Genomic DNA, 16,339 nt, shown 5'->3' with positions numbered 1-16,339 from the left:
TTCGCTGGCTGATGAATGCTTACGTCGTCGTGCTGGCAGGGTTCGGGGTGGTGGTGCTGCTCACCGCCTGGCTCCCCATGGTTCTCAAGGAGCTGCCCCTGTCGCTGCCGATCTTCTGCGTCGCACTGGGAGCGCTGATCTTCGCCTTTCCCGAGCTCCCGGGCGTCATGCCGCACCCCGGCGAGGAGCTCGCCATCGTGGAGCATCTCAGCGAATTCGTGGTCATCATCTCGCTCATGGGGGCCGGCCTGAAGATCGACCGTCCGTTCGGCTGGACGCGGTGGCGGCTGACCTGGCGGCTCCTCGGCATCGCCATGCCGCTGACGATCCTGGGCCTCGCCTGGATGGGGCAGCAGATGCTGGGCCTGAGCCTGGCCGCGGCCCTGCTGCTGGCCGGGGCGCTGGCGCCCACCGATCCGGTGCTGGCGAGCGACGTGCAGGTCGGCCCGCCGATGGACCGGGAGGAGGACGAGGTGCGCTTCACCCTCACGTCCGAGGCCGGGCTCAACGACGGCCTCGCCTTTCCGTTCGTGCTGCTCGCCATCGCGCTCACGCAGGAGGCAGGCCCGACGGTCATCGCGGAGTGGTTCGCGTACGCGGTGGTGTGGAAGATCGCGGCCGGCATCGGCATGGGATACGGGGTCGGACGGGCGCTGGGCTGGCTCACCTTTCACCTGCCGAACCGGGCCAAGCTCTCGCGGACCGGAGCCGGCTTCGTGGCGCTCGGCATCACCTGCGTGGCCTATGGCCTGACCGAGATGGTGCGGGGCTACGGGTTTCTCGCGGTGTTCGTGGCGGCGCTGGCCCTGCGCGCCACGGAGCCGGAGCACGACTATCATCAGAAGCTGCACGACTTCGCCGAGGAGCTCGAGCGTCTCATGATGATGGTGCTGCTCGTCCTGTTCGGCGGGGCGATGACGGGAGGCGATCTGTTCGACGCGCTCACATGGGAGGCCGCCGCCTTCGGCCTTCTGGCGCTGTTCGTCGTCCGTCCTCTCGCCGGCTGGATCGGACTCGTCGGCACCGATCCACCGGCGGGCGAAAGGGCTGCCATCAGCTTCTTCGGCATCCGCGGGATCGGCTCGGTCTATTACCTCGCCTACGCCATGGGCCATGCGCGGTTCGATGACGGTCACCTTCTGTGGAGCACGGCCGGGTTCATCATCCTGGTCTCCATCGTGCTCCACGGCATCACCGTCACGCCGACCATGCGGCGGCTCGATCTGCGGCGCAAGCTCGCGCAGCGAACGGCCGCGAGAGCCTAAGGCAGGCCCTGATCGCCGCGAGGGCTATTCGGCCGCCAGCGGCAGCTCGCCGGTCTCCGGATCGGCCCGGGCGAGATCGTGGATGCGGCGCAGATCGTTCAGGAACGCCTCATAGGCCTCCCGCTTCGTCGCCTCGTCGGGGAGGCGCAGCAGGTACGAGGGATGCACGGTGACATAGCCCTCGTAGGGCCCGAGCCGCGCCCGTCCGCGCGAGCGGGTGATCGGGGTCGCCTTCCCGGTGAGCGCCAGCAGGGCGGTCGCGCCGAGCGCCACCACGAGCTTCGGCTTCACCAGCTCAAGCTCCTTCATCAGCCAGGGCCGGTAATGCTTGACCTCGCCGGCCGTGGGCTTGGCGTGGATGCGCCGGTGGCCTCGCTGCTCGAATTTGAAGTGCTTCACCGCGTTGGTGAGATAGGCCTGCTCGCGGTCGATCCCGGCCTCCGTCATAGCCTTGCCCAGGAGCTTGCCTGCGGGTCCCACGAAGGGACGTCCCTGCAGGTCCTCCTGATCGCCCGGCTGCTCGCCGACGAAGACGATCTCCGCATGGGCCGGTCCTTCGCCGAACACGGCCTGGGTGGCGCCGGGCACGAGCGGCCCCGCCTTGGCGATGATGGCGTTGAGCTCCGCCAGGGTCTTCGGCTCCTGATCCCACATGGCCTCAAGAGCGCGCTCGGGGGTGCGTTTAGTGGGCATCGTGGCCTCCTGTTCGATCATCCGTTCAACGCGCCGCGAGGCGGTTTGGATCAGGCCGGGAATCGCCGCGGTCTCGGGCATGTTGCGCCAGTACTTCTTCGGCATCTCGGCCCGCATGGCGGTCGGGTTGACCCGGGCCGGGTTGAACACGCTCTCGTAATAGCCGCGCCAGCCCTCCTCGAAGCTGTCCTCGGCCGGCGCGTCCTCGCGCTGCCCCAGCGGGCCGAAGGTCAGCGCGGCGCGATCCCACCGCACGGACCCGATGGGCGTGAGAATCGTCCAGTCCATGGAGCGGAAGCGGTCGACGAAGAAGGGCGCGGCCGCCTCCAGAATGAAGTGCTCGGGTTCGAACCAGGCGGCGAAGCGCTCTACAGCATCGGACCCAAAAGTGGGTTCCATTTTTGGGATCAATCCGATGCTTCTTTCCTCAAGCTGCGCATCGTTGGGCGCGGAGAACCGGGACCACTTCTCCGCACGATGCGCAGGATCCCCGCCGTCCATCCGCCGGAAGCGCACGAAGGCGTGCATCTTGTGCAGGTCGCGCCGCACGGAGCGCGCCATCAGGTCGATCCGGTGGACCAGGGGGTCGCTGGCGATCTCCAGCAGGTCGCGCTCGCCGTTGAGCACCCGCCAGACGAGCTGGTAGAGCAGGGCGTAACGTTCCGGATCCGTGTGGCAGACCACGGGTTCGATGAGCCGCGCCACGCCCTTGGGGATCGAGATCGCCGGCGCATCGCCCGCGACGTCCTGGCCGAACAGGGCCGGGGCCTCGTCGGCCCCGAAGACGACGTGCTGCGGCGCCAGCTCCTCGGCGACGAGCCAGCGAACCGCGCGGCGGAAGCCGTCGAGGTCGGCGCCAGCCTTGAGGGTGATGCGGTGCAGGCTCATCCGAACAGGCTCAGCTGCTCCGGCTTCTCGATCAGCCGCTCGCGCAGGTCGAGGGTATCGAGTCTGGCTTTCGGATGATGGTCGGCCGTGATGAGGAACGGCTTGGCGCGCTTGAGACCCGAGGTAAGGCGGGCGACATCCTCCAGGCGCAGGGTCGTGTGCTTGCGGGCCACCACGATCTTGTCGACCGCCCGGGCGCCGAGGCCCGGCACGCGCAGCAGCATCTCGCGGTCGGCCCGGTTCACGTCGACGGGAAAGCGATGGCGGTTCTTCAGCGCCCAGGCGAGCTTCGGATCCACGTCGAGGTCGAGCATGCCCTTCTCGCCCCCGGACGCGATCTCGTCCACGTCGAAGCCGTAATAGCGCAGCAGCCAATCGGCCTGGTACAGCCTGCTCTCGCGCATGAGCGGCGGCGATTTCAGCGGCAGGATGGCGCTCGAATCCGGAATCGGGCTGAAGGCGGAATAATAGACGCGCTTCATGTCGTAATGGCCGTAGAGCTTGGCCGAGGTGCGCAGCACGTCCGCGTCCGTGGTCTCGTCCGCGCCGACGATCATCTGGGTGGTCTGGCCCGCCGGCGAGAAGTGTCGGCGCTCCTCGCGGGCCTCCTCGATGCGCTCGAACATCTGCGCCATGGCGGTCTCGATGGAGGCGCCGTCCTTCTCGGGCGCGAGGCGCTCCAGGCTCCTTTCCGTCGGCAGCTCGAGGTTGATCGACAGGCGGTCGGCCCACAGGCCCGCCTCCTCGATGAGCCAGGGGCTCGCCTCGGGGATGGTCTTCAGGTGGATGTAGCCGCGAAAGCCGTGGTCGCGCCGCAGCTTCTTGGCCACGAGCAGCATCTGCTCCATGGTGTAGTCGGGCGAGCGGATGATGCCCGACGACAGGAACAGGCCCTCGATATAGTTGCGCTTGTAGAACTCGATGGTGAGCGTCACCACCTCGTCGACGGAGAATTTCGCCCGCTTCACGTTCGACGAGCGCCTGTTCACGCAATAGGCGCAGTCGAACAGGCAGTAATTGGTGAGCAGGATCTTGAGCAGCGACACGCAGCGCCCGTCCGGCGTGTAGGCGTGGCAGATGCCGCTCCCCTCGGTCGAGCCGAGACCTCCCGCGTCCGCCTTGCGCTTGGGCGCACCGGAGGAGGAGCAGGAGGCGTCGTATTTGGCCGCGTCCGCCAGGATGCGCAGCTTCTTCGAAAGCTTCTCGTCCATGGTCTTCCAGCAGAATTGTTCGTGTTTTGTTCTAGCACGGTCGCGGCGGGAAGGCGAGACCCAGGAGAGGGGCGGGAGGTCGCATCGCCGGAGGGCCCGTGCGCCGAAACTCGGCCTGGAGCGGTGGACGGGAACGGACCGCCACGGGCCCGTCAGGACCATGAACCCCAGAAAACGGATCGTTCAGGCGCCGGTCCGCGTTGATTGTGTAGGTTGATGAAGCCGGACCGAACGTCTTCAGAAAGGATCCGGCCAGAGGAGGTTACGATGCGTCTGTCCCATCTCGGAGCGCTGGTCGCTCTCGGATCCCTGCTTGCCTCTCCGGTTCTCGCGCAGACGGCCGCCCCCGGGGCCGCCTCTCCCGGCCCGGCGGCAAAGCCGCCGGTGACCGCCCCCGCGCCGGCCGCGGCGAAACCGATGCCCAATACGACAGCCGCCACGAGCGCCCTGATCGACATCAATACGGCGCCCAAGGATCAGCTCGACAAGCTGCCCCAGATCGGCGAGGCCCGGGCGGAGGCCATCATCAAGGGACGTCCCTACCGGGCCAAGAACGAGCTCGTGGACAAGAAGATCATCCCGCAGAACGCCTATGATGCGATCAAGGATCGGATCATCGCGCACCAGAAATCGTAAGCAGCCGAAAAAAGGGGCCCGCCGGGCCCCTTTCTCGTTCTGTGGCCGAACTTAGCGGCTGTACTTGAACTCCGGCGCAGCCTTCAGCTGGTCCTTGGTCATGTCCAGCATGGCATGATCGGGAGCCGACCGGTTCGCGTTGGCATTGGCCGCATTGGCGTTCGACGCGGTGGAGCTCGCGGTCGAACCGGTGGTGGCCGGCGCGGTCGTGGTCGTGCCGGCCGTTGTACCGGCGTTGTTGCCGCTCATGCCGGCCGTTCTGGTCGTGGTGTTCGAGGCCGTCGCATTGGCGCGCGGCTCGTTGACGAACTTGATCTGGTCGAAGGGGACGGCCACGTCGTGTTCGCCCATGCCGAGGAACCCGCCGACGCCGACGACGACAGCCTGGATCTTGCCGCTCTGATCCACGAGAATCTCGCTGATGTCGCCGACCTTCTCGTTGTTGTTGTTGTAGACGTCCAAGCCCTCAAGCTTGGAGGCGCGCCATTGTCCCGGCTGTTCCTGAGTCATCCAGTTGCCCGAGGACATGGACGATGCCGCGGCGCTCGGGCTTGCCGATGAGCTGGACGGCTGGGTCTGGGCAAGGGCCGGGGCCGATGCCAGGGCCGTTCCGAGGAGCGCCAGCACAAGATGCTTCGAAGCCATGAATTCCTCCTGATTTATCCGTGACGCACAGTCACTTCTCCCCTCTCAACGGCGAAGTTGATGATTGGTTCTGTCCGGACAATGGGCAGTCTCTCAGGTTCTGCTCAACGCCTGTGCAAGTGGCATCAAGGAAGCACTTGCGCCTGTCGTGAATGCCCCTAGACTTGGCCGCGCCTCCCTGCCGAACGCCCGAAACGGACTGCATGATCCGCACTTTTCTCGACGGTCTCTACCGCGTCTCAGGTTACCTCGCGGGCCTGTTCCTCCTCGTCATCTTTCTGCTGATGATGGGCCTCTCTCTGGGGCGGGGTATCGGCGTCAACATCCCGGCCGGCGACGATCTCGCCTCCTGGTCCATGGCCGCGATGGCGTTCCTGGGCCTCGCCCATACCTTCCGCTCCGGCGAGATGATCCGGGTCGGTCTTCTCACGGACCGCGTGCGCGGCCCGGCCCGCTGGTGGCTCGAGATGTTCTCGCTGGTGATCGGCCTCGGCTTCGTGGGCTTCTTCGCCTGGCACGCGGTCGTGCTCACCTATGACAGCTGGCGCTTCAACGACATGGCGCAGGGCGTGCTGGCGATCCCGCTCTGGATCCCGCAGGTCGGCTATGCGGCCGGTCTCGTGATCCTGTTCATCGCCTTCCTCGACGAGTTCGTCCACGTGCTGCGCGGCGGCGATCCGCGCTACGAGAAGCCACCCGCCACCACGGCCGAAGAAGTGGTCGAGCGCGCGATCCAGAGCGGAGTGTAAGGCGTCATGGAACTCATCGAGATCTCGGGGCTGCTGCTCCTGCTGCTCGCCGTGCTGCTCGCCGGCGGCGTCTGGATCGCCATCGCGCTGATGGCCTGCGGCTGGGTCGGGATGCAGTTCGTAGGCGGGGGCATTCCGGCGGGCTCGGTGCTCGCCACCACGATCTGGGGCAATTCCGCCTCATGGACGCTGGCGGCGCTTCCGCTCTTCATCTGGATGGGCGAGATCCTGTTCCGGACGAAACTGTCCGAGGAGATGTTCCGCGGTCTCGCGCCCTGGCTCAACTGGCTGCCGGGACGGCTCATGCACGTGAACGTGCTCGCCTGCGGGATCTTCGGGTCGGTCTCCGGCTCGTCCGCCGCCACCTGCGCGACGGTGGCCAAGATCGCCCTGCCCGAGCTGAAGAAGCGCGGCTATGACGACATGGTGAGCCTCGGGAGCCTGGCCGGCGCCGGGACGCTCGGGATCCTCATCCCGCCTTCGATCACCATGGTGGTCTATGCGGTGGCGGCCAACGTGTCGATCATCCAGATCTTCCTCGCGGGCTTCCTGCCGGGATTGCTCGTGATGGCGCTCTATTCCGGCTATATCGCCGTGTGGTCGCTCGCCAACCCGCAGAAGTCTCCGCCGCCCGAGCCCAGGATGAGCTTTCGCGAGAAGCTGAAGGAATCGACCAATCTCATCCCGGTCGCGCTCCTGATTGCCCTCGTCTTCCTCACCCTGCTGCTCGGCTGGGCGACCGCGACGGAATGCGCCGCCTGGGGCGTGCTCGGCTCGCTGGCGATCGCCTGGTGGTCGGGCTCCCTGTCCTGGGACTCGTTCTGGGCCAGCGTGATGGGAACGACGCGCATCACCTGCATGATCATGCTGATCCTGGCCGGCGCCTCCTTCATGTCGACGTCCATGGCCTATACGGGCATTCCCCAGGCGCTCGCCTCCTGGGTCGACGGCCTGCACCTCTCGCCCTACGCGCTCATCGCGGCCCTCACAGTCATGTACATCCTGCTCGGCACGGCGCTCGACGGCATCTCGATGATCGTGCTCACCACCGCGGTGGTGATCCCGATGGTAAAGACCGCGGGCTTCGACCTGATCTGGTTCGGCATCTTCCTCATTCTCGTGGTCGAGATGGCCGAGGTCTCGCCGCCGGTCGGCTTCAACCTCTTCGTGCTGCAGACCATGTCGGGCAAGGATTCGAACACGGTGGCGCTGGCCTCGCTGCCGTTCTTCTTCCTGCTCGTCGCGGCGGTCGCGATCATCACGGTGTTTCCGAGCATCGTGATGGTGCTGCCGCAGATGGCTTTCCCGGATTAAACCCGTTCACACAAAACCAGAGGGAGACGAACGATGAGACACATGACGCGCTTCGGCTTGAGCCTCGCGGGAGCCCTGCTCATGGCAGCGCCCGCCCTGGCCCAGACCAAGTGGAACCTGCCGGCCGCCTATCCGCCGGACAATTTCCACACCGAAAACCTCAACGCCTTCGCCAAGGACGTGGCCGACGCGACCGGCGGCAAGCTGCAGGTCACCGTCCATGCGAACGCCTCGCTCTTCAAGGCGCCGGAGATCAAGCGCGCGGTGCAGACCGGACAGGCCCAGGCCGGCGAGGTGCTGATGTCCCTGCACGAGAACGAGGATCCGGTCTACGGTCTCGACGTGGTGCCGTTCCTCGCCACCTCGTTCGACCAGGCAAAGAAGCTCTGGGACGTGCAGAAGCCGGCCATCGAGAAGAAGTTCGCGAGCCAGGGCCTGATGCTGCTGTTCGCGGTGCCGTGGCCCCCGCAGGGGATCTTCGCCAAGAAGGACATCAACACCGTCGAGGATCTCAAAGGGGTGAAGTGGCGCTCCTACAATCCCGGCACCGCGCGCATCGCCGAGCTCGTCGGCGCGCAGCCGGTCACCGTCCAGGCGGCGGACCTGCCGCAGGCGCTCGCCACCGGGGTGGTCAACACCTTCATGACCTCCGGCGCCACGGGCTACGATTCAAAGGTGTGGGAATCGCTCTCGCACTTCTACGACACGCAGGCCTGGATCCCGAAGAACCTGACCTTCGTCAACAAGGCGGCCTTCGACGCCCTCGACAAGCCGACCCAGGAGGCCGTTCTGAAGGCCGCCAGGACCGCCGAGGAGCGCGGCTGGAAGACCGCTCAGGAAAAGACCAAGTGGTATGTCGACCAGATGACCGCGAAGGGCATGAAGGTGCAGCCCCCAAGCCCCGAGCTCAAGGCGGGCCTGCAGAAGGTCGGCGAGCAGCTGACGCAGGACTGGCTGAAGAAGGCCGGCCCCGACGGGCAGGCCGTCATCGACAGCTACAAGAAGGCCGCCATGTAGGCTTGGTTTTCCTGTCACGTCATCCCCGGGCTTGTCCCGGGGATCCCAATACAGAAAAGCGCAGCGCCTCATTCGATCGAGATCACCGGCACGGGGCCGGTGATGACGGTCGGAGGACTCAGGCCAGCGTGAATTCCATGGTGATTTCGGCGTTGAGCACCTTGGAGACCGGGCAGTTCTTCTCCGCCGCGCGGGCGAGCTCCTCGAACTTGGCCCGGTCGATACCCGGCACGTTGGCGTTGAGCGTCAGGGCCGATTTCCTGATCGCGAAGCCGCTGCCCTCCTGCTCGAGGGAGACAACCGCCTCCGTGGCAAGCTCGGTCGGCGTGAAGCCGGCGCCCTGGAGCTGGAAGGCGAGCGCCATGGTGAAGCAGCCGGCATGGGCGGCGGCGATCAGCTCCTCCGGGTTCGTGCCCTTCTCGTTCTCGAACCGGGTCTTGAAGGAATACGGCGTCGAGGACAGAACGCCGGAATCGGACGTGAGATGGCCGCTGCCCTCCTTGCCCGTACCCTGCCAAACAGCTCTTGCCTTGCGGTTCATCGCGATCTCCTTTTGTGGATAGGCTTGGTGATCTAGGACAGGTCGTGCCAGGCTCCAGAGGCTCCATCCCGTTCGGATCGCAGGTGTGTGATGTCGATTCCCTTGCAGGCCCGCCTGCGTCCGAGGCTGCTCGGCTCCGCCCTCGCGACGCTCCTGGTCTTCATGCTCCTGCCATCGTCCTGGCCGGTGAATTCCCGGATGCTCGTGGCCTGGGACATCGGGGTGGCGTGCTATCTCCTTCTCGCCTGGACCATGGCCCTGCGCTCCTCCACGACCCAGATGCAGGAGCGCGCCGCCCAGGAGGACGAGAGCGCCGTCGTCGTGCTCGTCCTGACGCTCGCCGCGTCCGTGGCGAGCCTCGCGGCCATCGCGGTCGAACTGACCAACATCCAGGCGACCCCGGCCGATCGGCAGGGCTTCCACCTGACCATCGCGGGCCTCACCATTCTGTGCTCGTGGTTTTTCGTGCACACGATCTACGCCATCCACTACGCGCATGAATATTACGGCGACAAGGGCGAGAGGCGGGGCTTGGCCTTTCCCCACGAGGACCGGCCCGATTACTGGGACTGCCTGTATTTCTCGTTCAACCTGGGCGCGGCTGCGCAGACCTCCGACGTGGTCATCGTGTCCCGGCGCATGCGCCGCCTGGTGCTGGCCCATACGATCCTGTCGTTCCTGTTCAACACGACCATCCTGGCCCTGGCGGTGAACGTGGGGGCCGGCTTGCTGTAGGCCATGCCCGCTTCCGGGCCGGGCCCGGCGTGCCGAACGCGCGGGGCCTTGCGGGACCGGGGCCGTTATGCAGAGATCGCAGGAAGGGTCCCGACACGATCGAACCGATGCACACTGCCTCCTCAGCGTCCCCCTCCATCCCGACCCTTGAGACAGAGCGCCTCGTGCTGCGCGGCCACAGGGTCGACGACCTCGCCGATTGCCTCGCCCTCTGGAGCGATCCGGAGATCACGCGCTTCATCGGCGGCAAGCCATCGACGCAGGAGGAGGTCTGGTCCCGGCTGGTGCGCTATGTCGGCCATTGGGCCCTGTTGGGCTTCGGCTACTGGGCCGTGACCGAGAAGGCAGGCGGCCGTTTCATGGGCGAGGTCGGCTTCGCGGATTTCCGGCGCGTGATCGAGCCGTCCCTGGAGGGCGTTCCGGAGATCGGCTGGGTGATCGCGCCGCACGGCCACGGCAAGGGCTACGCGACCGAGGCCGCACGCGCCGCGATCGCCTGGGGCGAGGGGCATTTCGGTCCCGTGCGCACGGCCTGCATCATCGCACCGGAGAACGAGCCGTCGATCCGGGTGGCGGAGAAATGCGGCTACCGGGAATTTCGCCGCACGACCTACAAGGACAAGCCGACCATCATGTTCGTGCGCTAGAGCGCCGGATCCAGAAACGGACCCCCTTTTGGAATCAGGTCCAATGCTCCTGCCTCTTGGAGGAGCGCATCGTTCGAGCAGCCCTCCGGGTCCGCGCGATGCGCCAGGGCAGGGCGCCTCGCCTCACGGTTTAGACCGCCTCGCCCGCGAAGGCGGGGCCCGACAGCCTCTCCGCATGGGCCCGGATATCCTTTGGCCACAGCCGGATCAGGGCCATGAACAGGGCCCGGTCGCCGGCGAAGAGGGCGCGCGAGGCTTCCTCGAAAGCGGCTTCGTTGCCCGCCAGGGTCGCCATGAAGCGGTAGAGCGCCTCCCGGGCCTGCCGAACGCGGTCCTGGCCTTCGCTGCCCCGCCGCGCTTCCTCGACCAGCTTGCGCAGGGCGACCGATGCACCGCCCGGCTGGCCGTTGAGCCAGTCCCAGTGCCGCGGCAGCAGGGTCACCTCCCGGGCGACGACCCCGAGCCTGGGCCGGCCCGGACCGCGGGGCTCGGACGGGCCCGGACCGGTGCCGGATTCGGCGCTCAGCCGGTCTCGCACATCCTCGGGGGTGCCCCGGAAATCCACCTCCACGACCCGGCAGGTCTCATCGTCGAGAATGATGACGGGCTCCGTCTCGCCGCTGTCCAGCGCCGTCTTGGTCGCTTCGGCGACGGCGAGGAGCGGGCCTGACCGGATCAGGCGCGGGCCGGCAAAGGCCGTATAGGTCTTGAGGGATTCACCCATGATGTCCTCGTCTGTCGCAGAGCCGAGGTTTTACCCGGATGAAATCCACCCGTCAATATACCCGGGTAAAATCTTGGGTGCTATGATTCACCGGGATCGTCCCGGTCTCCATCGACGATGCCGCGCGCCACGTCGAAGCGGAACCCGGCCCGCGCCATGGCGGCGAGATCCTTGTCGCGATAGGGCGCCCGCTCTCCCGGCCGGAACGGCCCGAGCCTGCGGCGGCGGGCGAAGGCGCGGGCCGCCTGCTCCTCGTCGCCCTCCTCGCCCTCCAGGGCCGCCGCGATGGCGGTGCGGTCGACGCCCTTGGCGGAGAGCTTGGCCTGGATCGCCCGGGCCGAGCCGCCCCGGCGGCGCAGGGAGGCGACGCGGGCCTCGGCGTAGCGGGTATCGTCGATGAGGCCGCTCCTCAGGCTCTTGGCCACCACCTCGTCGATCATGTCGTGAAACTCGGCCGGGTCCTCGCCGCGCAGGCGGCAGCGCTTGTCGACCTTGCGCCGCAGGACGCGGCGCAGGTTCTCGGCCGAGGAGGCATAGCGCTCGAGATAGGCCAGCGCCGCGCGCTGGAGATAGGCCGGCGTCACCTTCCGGGGCGGCTTGCGGACCGGTTTCGGATCGTCGGTCATTCCGGCTTGGCATCCGCGGGGGGCGAGGCCTCGCCGGGCTTCTCCACCTGGCCGCGCCGCTGCAATTGCAGGGCCACGAACCAGCACAGGGACGCCCAGGCGGCGCCGACCGCCCATCCGGCCAGGACGTCGCTCGGCCAGTGCACGCCGAGATAGACGCGGCTCATCCCCACGAGCAGGGTCGTCAGGATCGCCAGCCCCATGATGAACGCGCTGACGCGCCGGCTCTTCTCGATCCGGGCGAGCAGGGCGCCCAAGGTCAGATAGGTGATCGCCGACATCATCGCGTGGCCACTCGGGAAGCTCGCCGTGTAGACCCGCGTCGCGTGGGGCACCAGATCCGGCCGGGGCCGCTCGAACCCGAGCTTGAGGCCCGTGGAGAGGAGCGTGCCCCCGACGATGGCGGCCAGGACCAGGAGGGCCGCGCCGCGCTTGCCCGCCATGAGCAGATACGCGACCGCCGCCAGGGTGAGGAGCGTCAGGATCGCGTAGCCGCCGAGGCCGGTGATGTCCCGGGCCGATTCCTCCAGCCAGGAGGGTCCGAGCGGGTTGGCCGGGTTCTGCGGATCGCGCAGGGCCAGCAGGAGCCGGCTGTCGAGGGCATGGGTTTCCCCCTCGCGCACCTCGTCCGCCAGCGCGATGAAGGCCCAGGCGAAGAACCCGCAGGCGGACATGGACAGCAGAGGACCGACCTCGTTCAGGCGCAGGCGAAGCCAAAGGCGGGTGGCGGGAGCAAGAAGCGTGTGCATGGCCTCCTGAAATAGGCTTCTGGCGGGCATCTGGCGAGGGGCGAGGATGCGACGGACCGGATCGGCGTCCGGCCGAGGCCAGGGCGGCCACCCGTCGCGTCGCGGCCGGTGCCTCCGGGTCACGGCATCCATCGTCAGGGCCGGCCCGTCCCGACCAGCCCGCTCCCGCACCCTCCGCTCGTCTCGCCACCCTCCGTCCTTCCTGACACCCACCCCGTCATGGCCGGGCTTGTCCCGGCCATCCCGATGCGGTGAAGCGCGGCGCTCTTCCTCGCCACCTTCCGTCCGTCCTGACACCCTCACGTCATGGCCGGGCTTGTCCCGGCCATCCCGATTGGAAGAGCAGAGCGCCTTACGGGTCGGGATCACCGGCACAGGGCCGGTGATGACGGGCCGAGGGTCGGAGTGGTGGACAGGTGTAGGTGCGATGATGTTCCACCTTTGTTCTTGACAGCGGGTGCAAGCTAAGCTATATCATGGCGTAGATCGGTTCCGACGAGGGGCGCGCTCGCGAGGCGTCGCAAGTGTGGGAGCCGGCACGGTCCTGCGACAGGCTTCGCAAACCTGGGCGCGCAGGAGGCCGACCTTGGGCTCCGTCCAGCTGGTCCGCCTGAAAAGAACCGTGCGCGACGAGCAGCTTGGCTCTCGCTTATCACCTCAGACATCGAGCCGGGCTGCCACTCGCGCCACCCTCGATCCATCTGACAGGCTCGCAGCCCCACGGCTGCGGGCCCACAGGTGCTGCTCTTTGACAGCGCACAGATCACGAACCCGCACCGCAGCGTGACGCTCCTCCGTCCCGCCACCCTGCGCCCGTCATGGCCGGCCCTGTGCCGGCCATCCCGATCGGAACGGCGCGGCGCTTCAAGCAAGCGAGATCACCGGGACACGCCCGGTGATGACCGGGAGAGGATCAAGGCGGGCCCATCCCAATCCGGACCGGCGCCGCGCCTCCCATCATCGCGATCACCGGCACATGCGGTGCTGCCGGCGAGGGTGAGCGCTCACACCGCCAGCGACGTCCGCCACGCCTTCGGGGCGGTGATGCTGCCGAGGTTGAGCCATGTAGCCATGAGGCGAAGCTCGTCCCCGAGCGCCGGCGCGATCTCCTCGGGGGACACGCCGGCTTCCGGATGGATCGAATGCACGATGAGGTTGCCGGCCGCCCGGTCCGCCTTGAGGTCGACCCGGGCGACGATCCGTTCGCCGAGCACGAAGGGCAGGCAGTAATAGCCGAATTCGCGCTTCTCGACCGGGGTGTAGATCTCGATCCGGTAGCGGAAATCGAACAGGCGCTCGGTCCGGGTGCGCTCCCAGACGATCGGATCGAAGGGCGACACGAGGGCCCGGGCCTCGACCCGGCGCGGGTGCCTGGCCTGCGGGTCGAGATAGACCGGCCCGCTCCAGCCCTCCACCGCGACGGGGACGAGATCGCCGGCCTCGACGAGTTCGGGGATGCGGGCCTTCGCGTCCTGCGGGTCCAGGCGGAAATAGTCGCGCAGGCACCGCTCCGACGCGATGCCGAGCGACCGGATGGAGAGCCGAAGCAGCTCGCGCTGCGCCTCCTCGGGCGAGGGCGTCGGGGCGTTCAGGATGTGGGCGGGCAGAACCCGCTCCGGCAGGTCGTAGAGGCGCTCGAAGCCGCGCCGCGTGGCCGTGGTGACCAGGCCGGCCCAGAACAGCCATTCGAGCGCCCGCTTGCCGTCGCTCCAGCCCCACCAAGAGCCCTGACCCTTACCGCCGATCGAGAGCTCGCCCGCCCCGATCGGACCGCGGGTTTCGATCTCGCGGCGAACCTCCTCGATGAAGGCGCGCCTCTCGCGCCCGAACCGGGCGAGGCCGCCATAGATGCCCTCGCCGCGCCGGGCTCGCTCCATGCGCCAGCGGAAGTGAGGGTGCAGATCGAGGCGGATCAGGGAGGCCTCGTGACCCCAGTACTCGAAGGCCTCGCGCCGCCTCGGGTGATAGGCGGTCGTCTCGAGAAGACTGCGGTCATAGGCGCCGATCCGCGAGAAGAGCGGCATGTAATGAGCCCGGACCAGCACATTGACCGAATCGATCTGGAGCAGGTGCGAGCGCTGCAGCACGCGGCTCAGATGGCGCTTGGCCGCCGCCGCGGGGCGGCCTTCATGGAAGCCTTGCGCGGCGAGCGCGATGCGCCGGGCCTGGGCGAGGGAGAATCGGGTGCGGGATGCCATGAAAGGAACAATAGAGAAACGTCGCAGGTCAACGCCAGACCCGCGGCCCTGGAGCCATGCCGGTGACCGATGGAACCTGTGGACCAACCCGGGGCTTAGCCCAATCGCGAACGCAGACGCATACCAGCCTTGCAATCTTAAGTTCGACACGGCCGTGGTCGTCCCTTAGATGAGCCTGCCGGAACACGATGGATACCATGGACCAATCCCCCACAGCGCAGCCTCACGGCGGTCAGGGCACGGCTCTGAGCCATGCCGAAATCCGCACCATCATCGCCGGCGTCATCCTGGCCATGTTCCTGGCGGCCCTCGACCAGACCATCATCGCGACGGCGCTTCCCACCATCGGCCGCGAGCTGGGCGACCTGGAGCATCTGTCCTGGATCGTGACGGTCTATCTCCTGACCTCGACGGCGGTCACGCCGCTCTACGGCAAGCTCAGCGATTCCTACGGCCGGCGCGGCATCATGCTGACGGGCATCGTGATCTTCGTCATCGGGTCCATCGCCTGCGCGCTCGCCCCCACCATGACGATTCTCATCCTGGCCCGAGGCCTGCAGGGCATCGGCGGCGGCGGGCTCATCGCGCTGGCGCAGACCATCATCGCCGACATCGTGCCCCCCAAGGAGCGCGGGCGCTACCAGGTCTATTTCGCCAGCGTCTTCATGAGTTCGAGCCTCCTGGGACCCGTGCTCGGCGGCTTCATCGCGGAGAAGCTGCATTGGTCGATGATCTTCTGGATCAACCTGCCCCTGGGGCTCATCGCCTTCGCGATCGCCTATCGCAGCCTGAGGCGGCTGCCCCGGTTCGAGCGCCCGCACCAGCTCGATCTGCTCGGCGCCTTCCTCCTCGTGGCGGCCACGGTCGTGCTGCTCCTGGCCCTGAGCTGGGGCGGGATCCGCTATCCCTGGGGCTCCCTGCCGATCGTGGGGCTCATCGCGGGCTCCGTCGTGCTCTGGATCCTGTTCGCCCTCCGCATGCGGCTCGCGCCCGAGCCCCTGATCCCGCCGGGCGTGCTGCACAACCCGGTGGTGCGCATGGCGGTGCTCGCCGCCTGCTTCGGCATGGGCACCTATATCGGCCTCACGATCTATCTGCCGGTCTATTTCGAGGCCGTGCGCGGCATCTCGGCGAGCCAGTCGGGCCTCGCGCTGATTCCCCTCATGGCCGGAACGGTGGTGGGCGCCACCCTGTCCGGACGCACCATGGCCAAGGTGAAGCACTACAAGCGGCTTCCCACGGCGGGCCTCCTGGTCGCCATGGCGACGACCGGAATCCTCGCGGCCTATGGCCAGTCCCTGTCGATCCTCATGGTCGAGATCATCCTGGCCGTCATCAGCATCGGGCTGGGCACGGTTCTGCCGGTCACCATGGTGACGACCCAGAACGCGGTCGCTCCGCACCAGATGGGAACCGCGACGGGCACGGCCAATTTCTTCCGGTCGCTCGGCGGCGCCTTCATCGTGGCGATCTTCGGCGCCATCGTGCTCGGCGGGGCCGGCCTGAGCGGGGCCACGAGCTTCGAGAGCCTGAGCACGGTCGCGGCCCAGAGCGGGGTCGATCTGGCGGATGTGTTCAGCTGGGTCTTCATCGCGGCCATCGTGGGCTTCGGTCTGTCGCTGGCCTTCCTCCTCGCGCTGGAGGAGCGGCCCCTGCGCGGCGCTGCCGTCAAGGCCGCGGAGGCGGCGGTGGCCGACTGAT

16 protein-coding genes are annotated in these 16,339 nt (G+C 67.5%); 8 read left to right on the top strand and 8 right to left on the bottom strand.

Features of this window, described 5'->3' with window-relative positions:
* The first annotated feature begins 11 nt into the window (after window positions 1–11).
* Window positions 12–1,265: a cation:proton antiporter gene (locus tag HPT29_RS00465; RefSeq protein ID WP_173947073.1), complete on the top strand. Its 1,254-nt coding sequence runs from the start codon at window positions 12–14 to the stop codon at window positions 1,263–1,265.
* A 24-nt stretch (window positions 1,266–1,289) separates the two neighbouring features.
* On the opposite strand, the gene HPT29_RS00460 is transcribed toward HPT29_RS00465, so the two are convergent.
* Window positions 1,290–2,846, bottom strand: a complete 1,557-nt coding sequence (locus HPT29_RS00460; RefSeq protein WP_173947074.1) for a UdgX family uracil-DNA binding protein — start codon at window positions 2,844–2,846, stop codon at window positions 1,290–1,292.
* Window positions 2,843–4,057: a putative DNA modification/repair radical SAM protein gene (locus HPT29_RS00455; RefSeq protein ID WP_173947075.1), complete on the bottom strand. Its 1,215-nt coding sequence runs from the start codon at window positions 4,055–4,057 to the stop codon at window positions 2,843–2,845. The genes HPT29_RS00460 and HPT29_RS00455 overlap by 4 nt, the downstream gene beginning before the upstream one ends.
* Window positions 4,058–4,324: 267 nt before the next feature.
* Between HPT29_RS00455 and HPT29_RS00450 the strand changes: the two genes are divergently transcribed.
* Window positions 4,325–4,693 (top strand): ComEA family DNA-binding protein, encoded by a 369-nt coding sequence (locus HPT29_RS00450; RefSeq protein WP_173947076.1) that lies wholly within the window; start codon window positions 4,325–4,327, stop codon window positions 4,691–4,693.
* A gap of 51 nt (window positions 4,694–4,744) precedes the next feature.
* On the opposite strand, the gene HPT29_RS00445 is transcribed toward HPT29_RS00450, so the two are convergent.
* Complete coding sequence (locus HPT29_RS00445; RefSeq protein WP_173947077.1) at window positions 4,745–5,338, bottom strand: PRC-barrel domain-containing protein; 594 nt, start codon at window positions 5,336–5,338, stop codon at window positions 4,745–4,747.
* Between the two features lie 203 nt (window positions 5,339–5,541).
* Here HPT29_RS00445 and HPT29_RS00440 point away from each other — a divergent pair, with 203 nt between their 5' ends.
* Genes HPT29_RS00440 through HPT29_RS00430 form a run of 3 tightly spaced genes read left to right on the top strand, consistent with a single transcriptional unit; the run spans window position 5,542 to window position 8,418 of the window.
* The gene (locus HPT29_RS00440; RefSeq protein WP_173947078.1) at window positions 5,542–6,087 is read left to right on the top strand and encodes a TRAP transporter small permease; all 546 of its coding nucleotides are present in this window, start codon (window positions 5,542–5,544) and stop codon (window positions 6,085–6,087) included.
* Window positions 6,088–6,093: 6 nt separating this feature from the next.
* Complete coding sequence (locus tag HPT29_RS00435; RefSeq protein ID WP_173947079.1) at window positions 6,094–7,401, top strand: TRAP transporter large permease; 1,308 nt, start codon at window positions 6,094–6,096, stop codon at window positions 7,399–7,401.
* A 33-nt stretch (window positions 7,402–7,434) separates the two neighbouring features.
* On the top strand, window positions 7,435–8,418 hold the full coding sequence (locus HPT29_RS00430) for a TRAP transporter substrate-binding protein (protein ID WP_173947080.1): 984 nt from the start codon (window positions 7,435–7,437) through the stop codon (window positions 8,416–8,418).
* Window positions 8,419–8,536: 118 nt separating this feature from the next.
* Here the strand turns inward: HPT29_RS00430 and HPT29_RS00425 are convergent, their stop codons facing one another.
* Window positions 8,537–8,959, bottom strand: coding sequence for an OsmC family protein (locus tag HPT29_RS00425; RefSeq protein WP_173947081.1), 423 nt, complete (start codon window positions 8,957–8,959; stop codon window positions 8,537–8,539).
* 90 nt (window positions 8,960–9,049) lie between these two features.
* Between HPT29_RS00425 and HPT29_RS00420 the strand changes: the two genes are divergently transcribed.
* Both HPT29_RS00420 and HPT29_RS00415 read left to right on the top strand, forming a co-directional pair.
* Entirely contained in the window at window positions 9,050–9,694 is a 645-nt protein-coding gene (locus tag HPT29_RS00420; RefSeq protein ID WP_173947082.1) for a DUF1345 domain-containing protein, read from the top strand.
* A 107-nt stretch (window positions 9,695–9,801) separates the two neighbouring features.
* Window positions 9,802–10,341: a GNAT family N-acetyltransferase gene (locus HPT29_RS00415; RefSeq protein WP_173947083.1), complete on the top strand. Its 540-nt coding sequence runs from the start codon at window positions 9,802–9,804 to the stop codon at window positions 10,339–10,341.
* A 130-nt stretch (window positions 10,342–10,471) separates the two neighbouring features.
* On the opposite strand, the gene HPT29_RS00410 is transcribed toward HPT29_RS00415, so the two are convergent.
* The 4 genes from HPT29_RS00410 to HPT29_RS00395 all read right to left on the bottom strand — a co-directional run bounded on the left by HPT29_RS00410 (window position 10,472) and on the right by HPT29_RS00395 (window position 14,638).
* Entirely contained in the window at window positions 10,472–11,065 is a 594-nt protein-coding gene (locus tag HPT29_RS00410) for a DUF2239 family protein (RefSeq protein WP_173947084.1), read from the bottom strand.
* 80 nt (window positions 11,066–11,145) lie between these two features.
* Window positions 11,146–11,691, bottom strand: coding sequence for a regulatory protein RecX (locus tag HPT29_RS00405; protein WP_173947085.1), 546 nt, complete (start codon window positions 11,689–11,691; stop codon window positions 11,146–11,148).
* Window positions 11,688–12,440, bottom strand: coding sequence for a phosphatase PAP2 family protein (locus HPT29_RS00400; RefSeq protein WP_173947086.1), 753 nt, complete (start codon window positions 12,438–12,440; stop codon window positions 11,688–11,690). The genes HPT29_RS00405 and HPT29_RS00400 overlap by 4 nt, the downstream gene beginning before the upstream one ends.
* A gap of 1,004 nt (window positions 12,441–13,444) precedes the next feature.
* Window positions 13,445–14,638, bottom strand: coding sequence for a winged helix-turn-helix domain-containing protein (locus HPT29_RS00395; protein WP_173945979.1), 1,194 nt, complete (start codon window positions 14,636–14,638; stop codon window positions 13,445–13,447).
* A 188-nt stretch (window positions 14,639–14,826) separates the two neighbouring features.
* Here HPT29_RS00395 and HPT29_RS00390 point away from each other — a divergent pair, with 188 nt between their 5' ends.
* Window positions 14,827–16,338, top strand: a complete 1,512-nt coding sequence (locus HPT29_RS00390) for an MDR family MFS transporter (protein WP_371823160.1) — start codon at window positions 14,827–14,829, stop codon at window positions 16,336–16,338.
* Window position 16,339 lies beyond the last annotated feature (1 nt).

The organism is Microvirga terrae (assembly GCF_013307435.2).
Taxonomy (GTDB): domain Bacteria; phylum Pseudomonadota; class Alphaproteobacteria; order Rhizobiales; family Beijerinckiaceae; genus Microvirga; species Microvirga terrae.
This window is presented reverse-complemented; position numbering and strand designations above follow the sequence as displayed.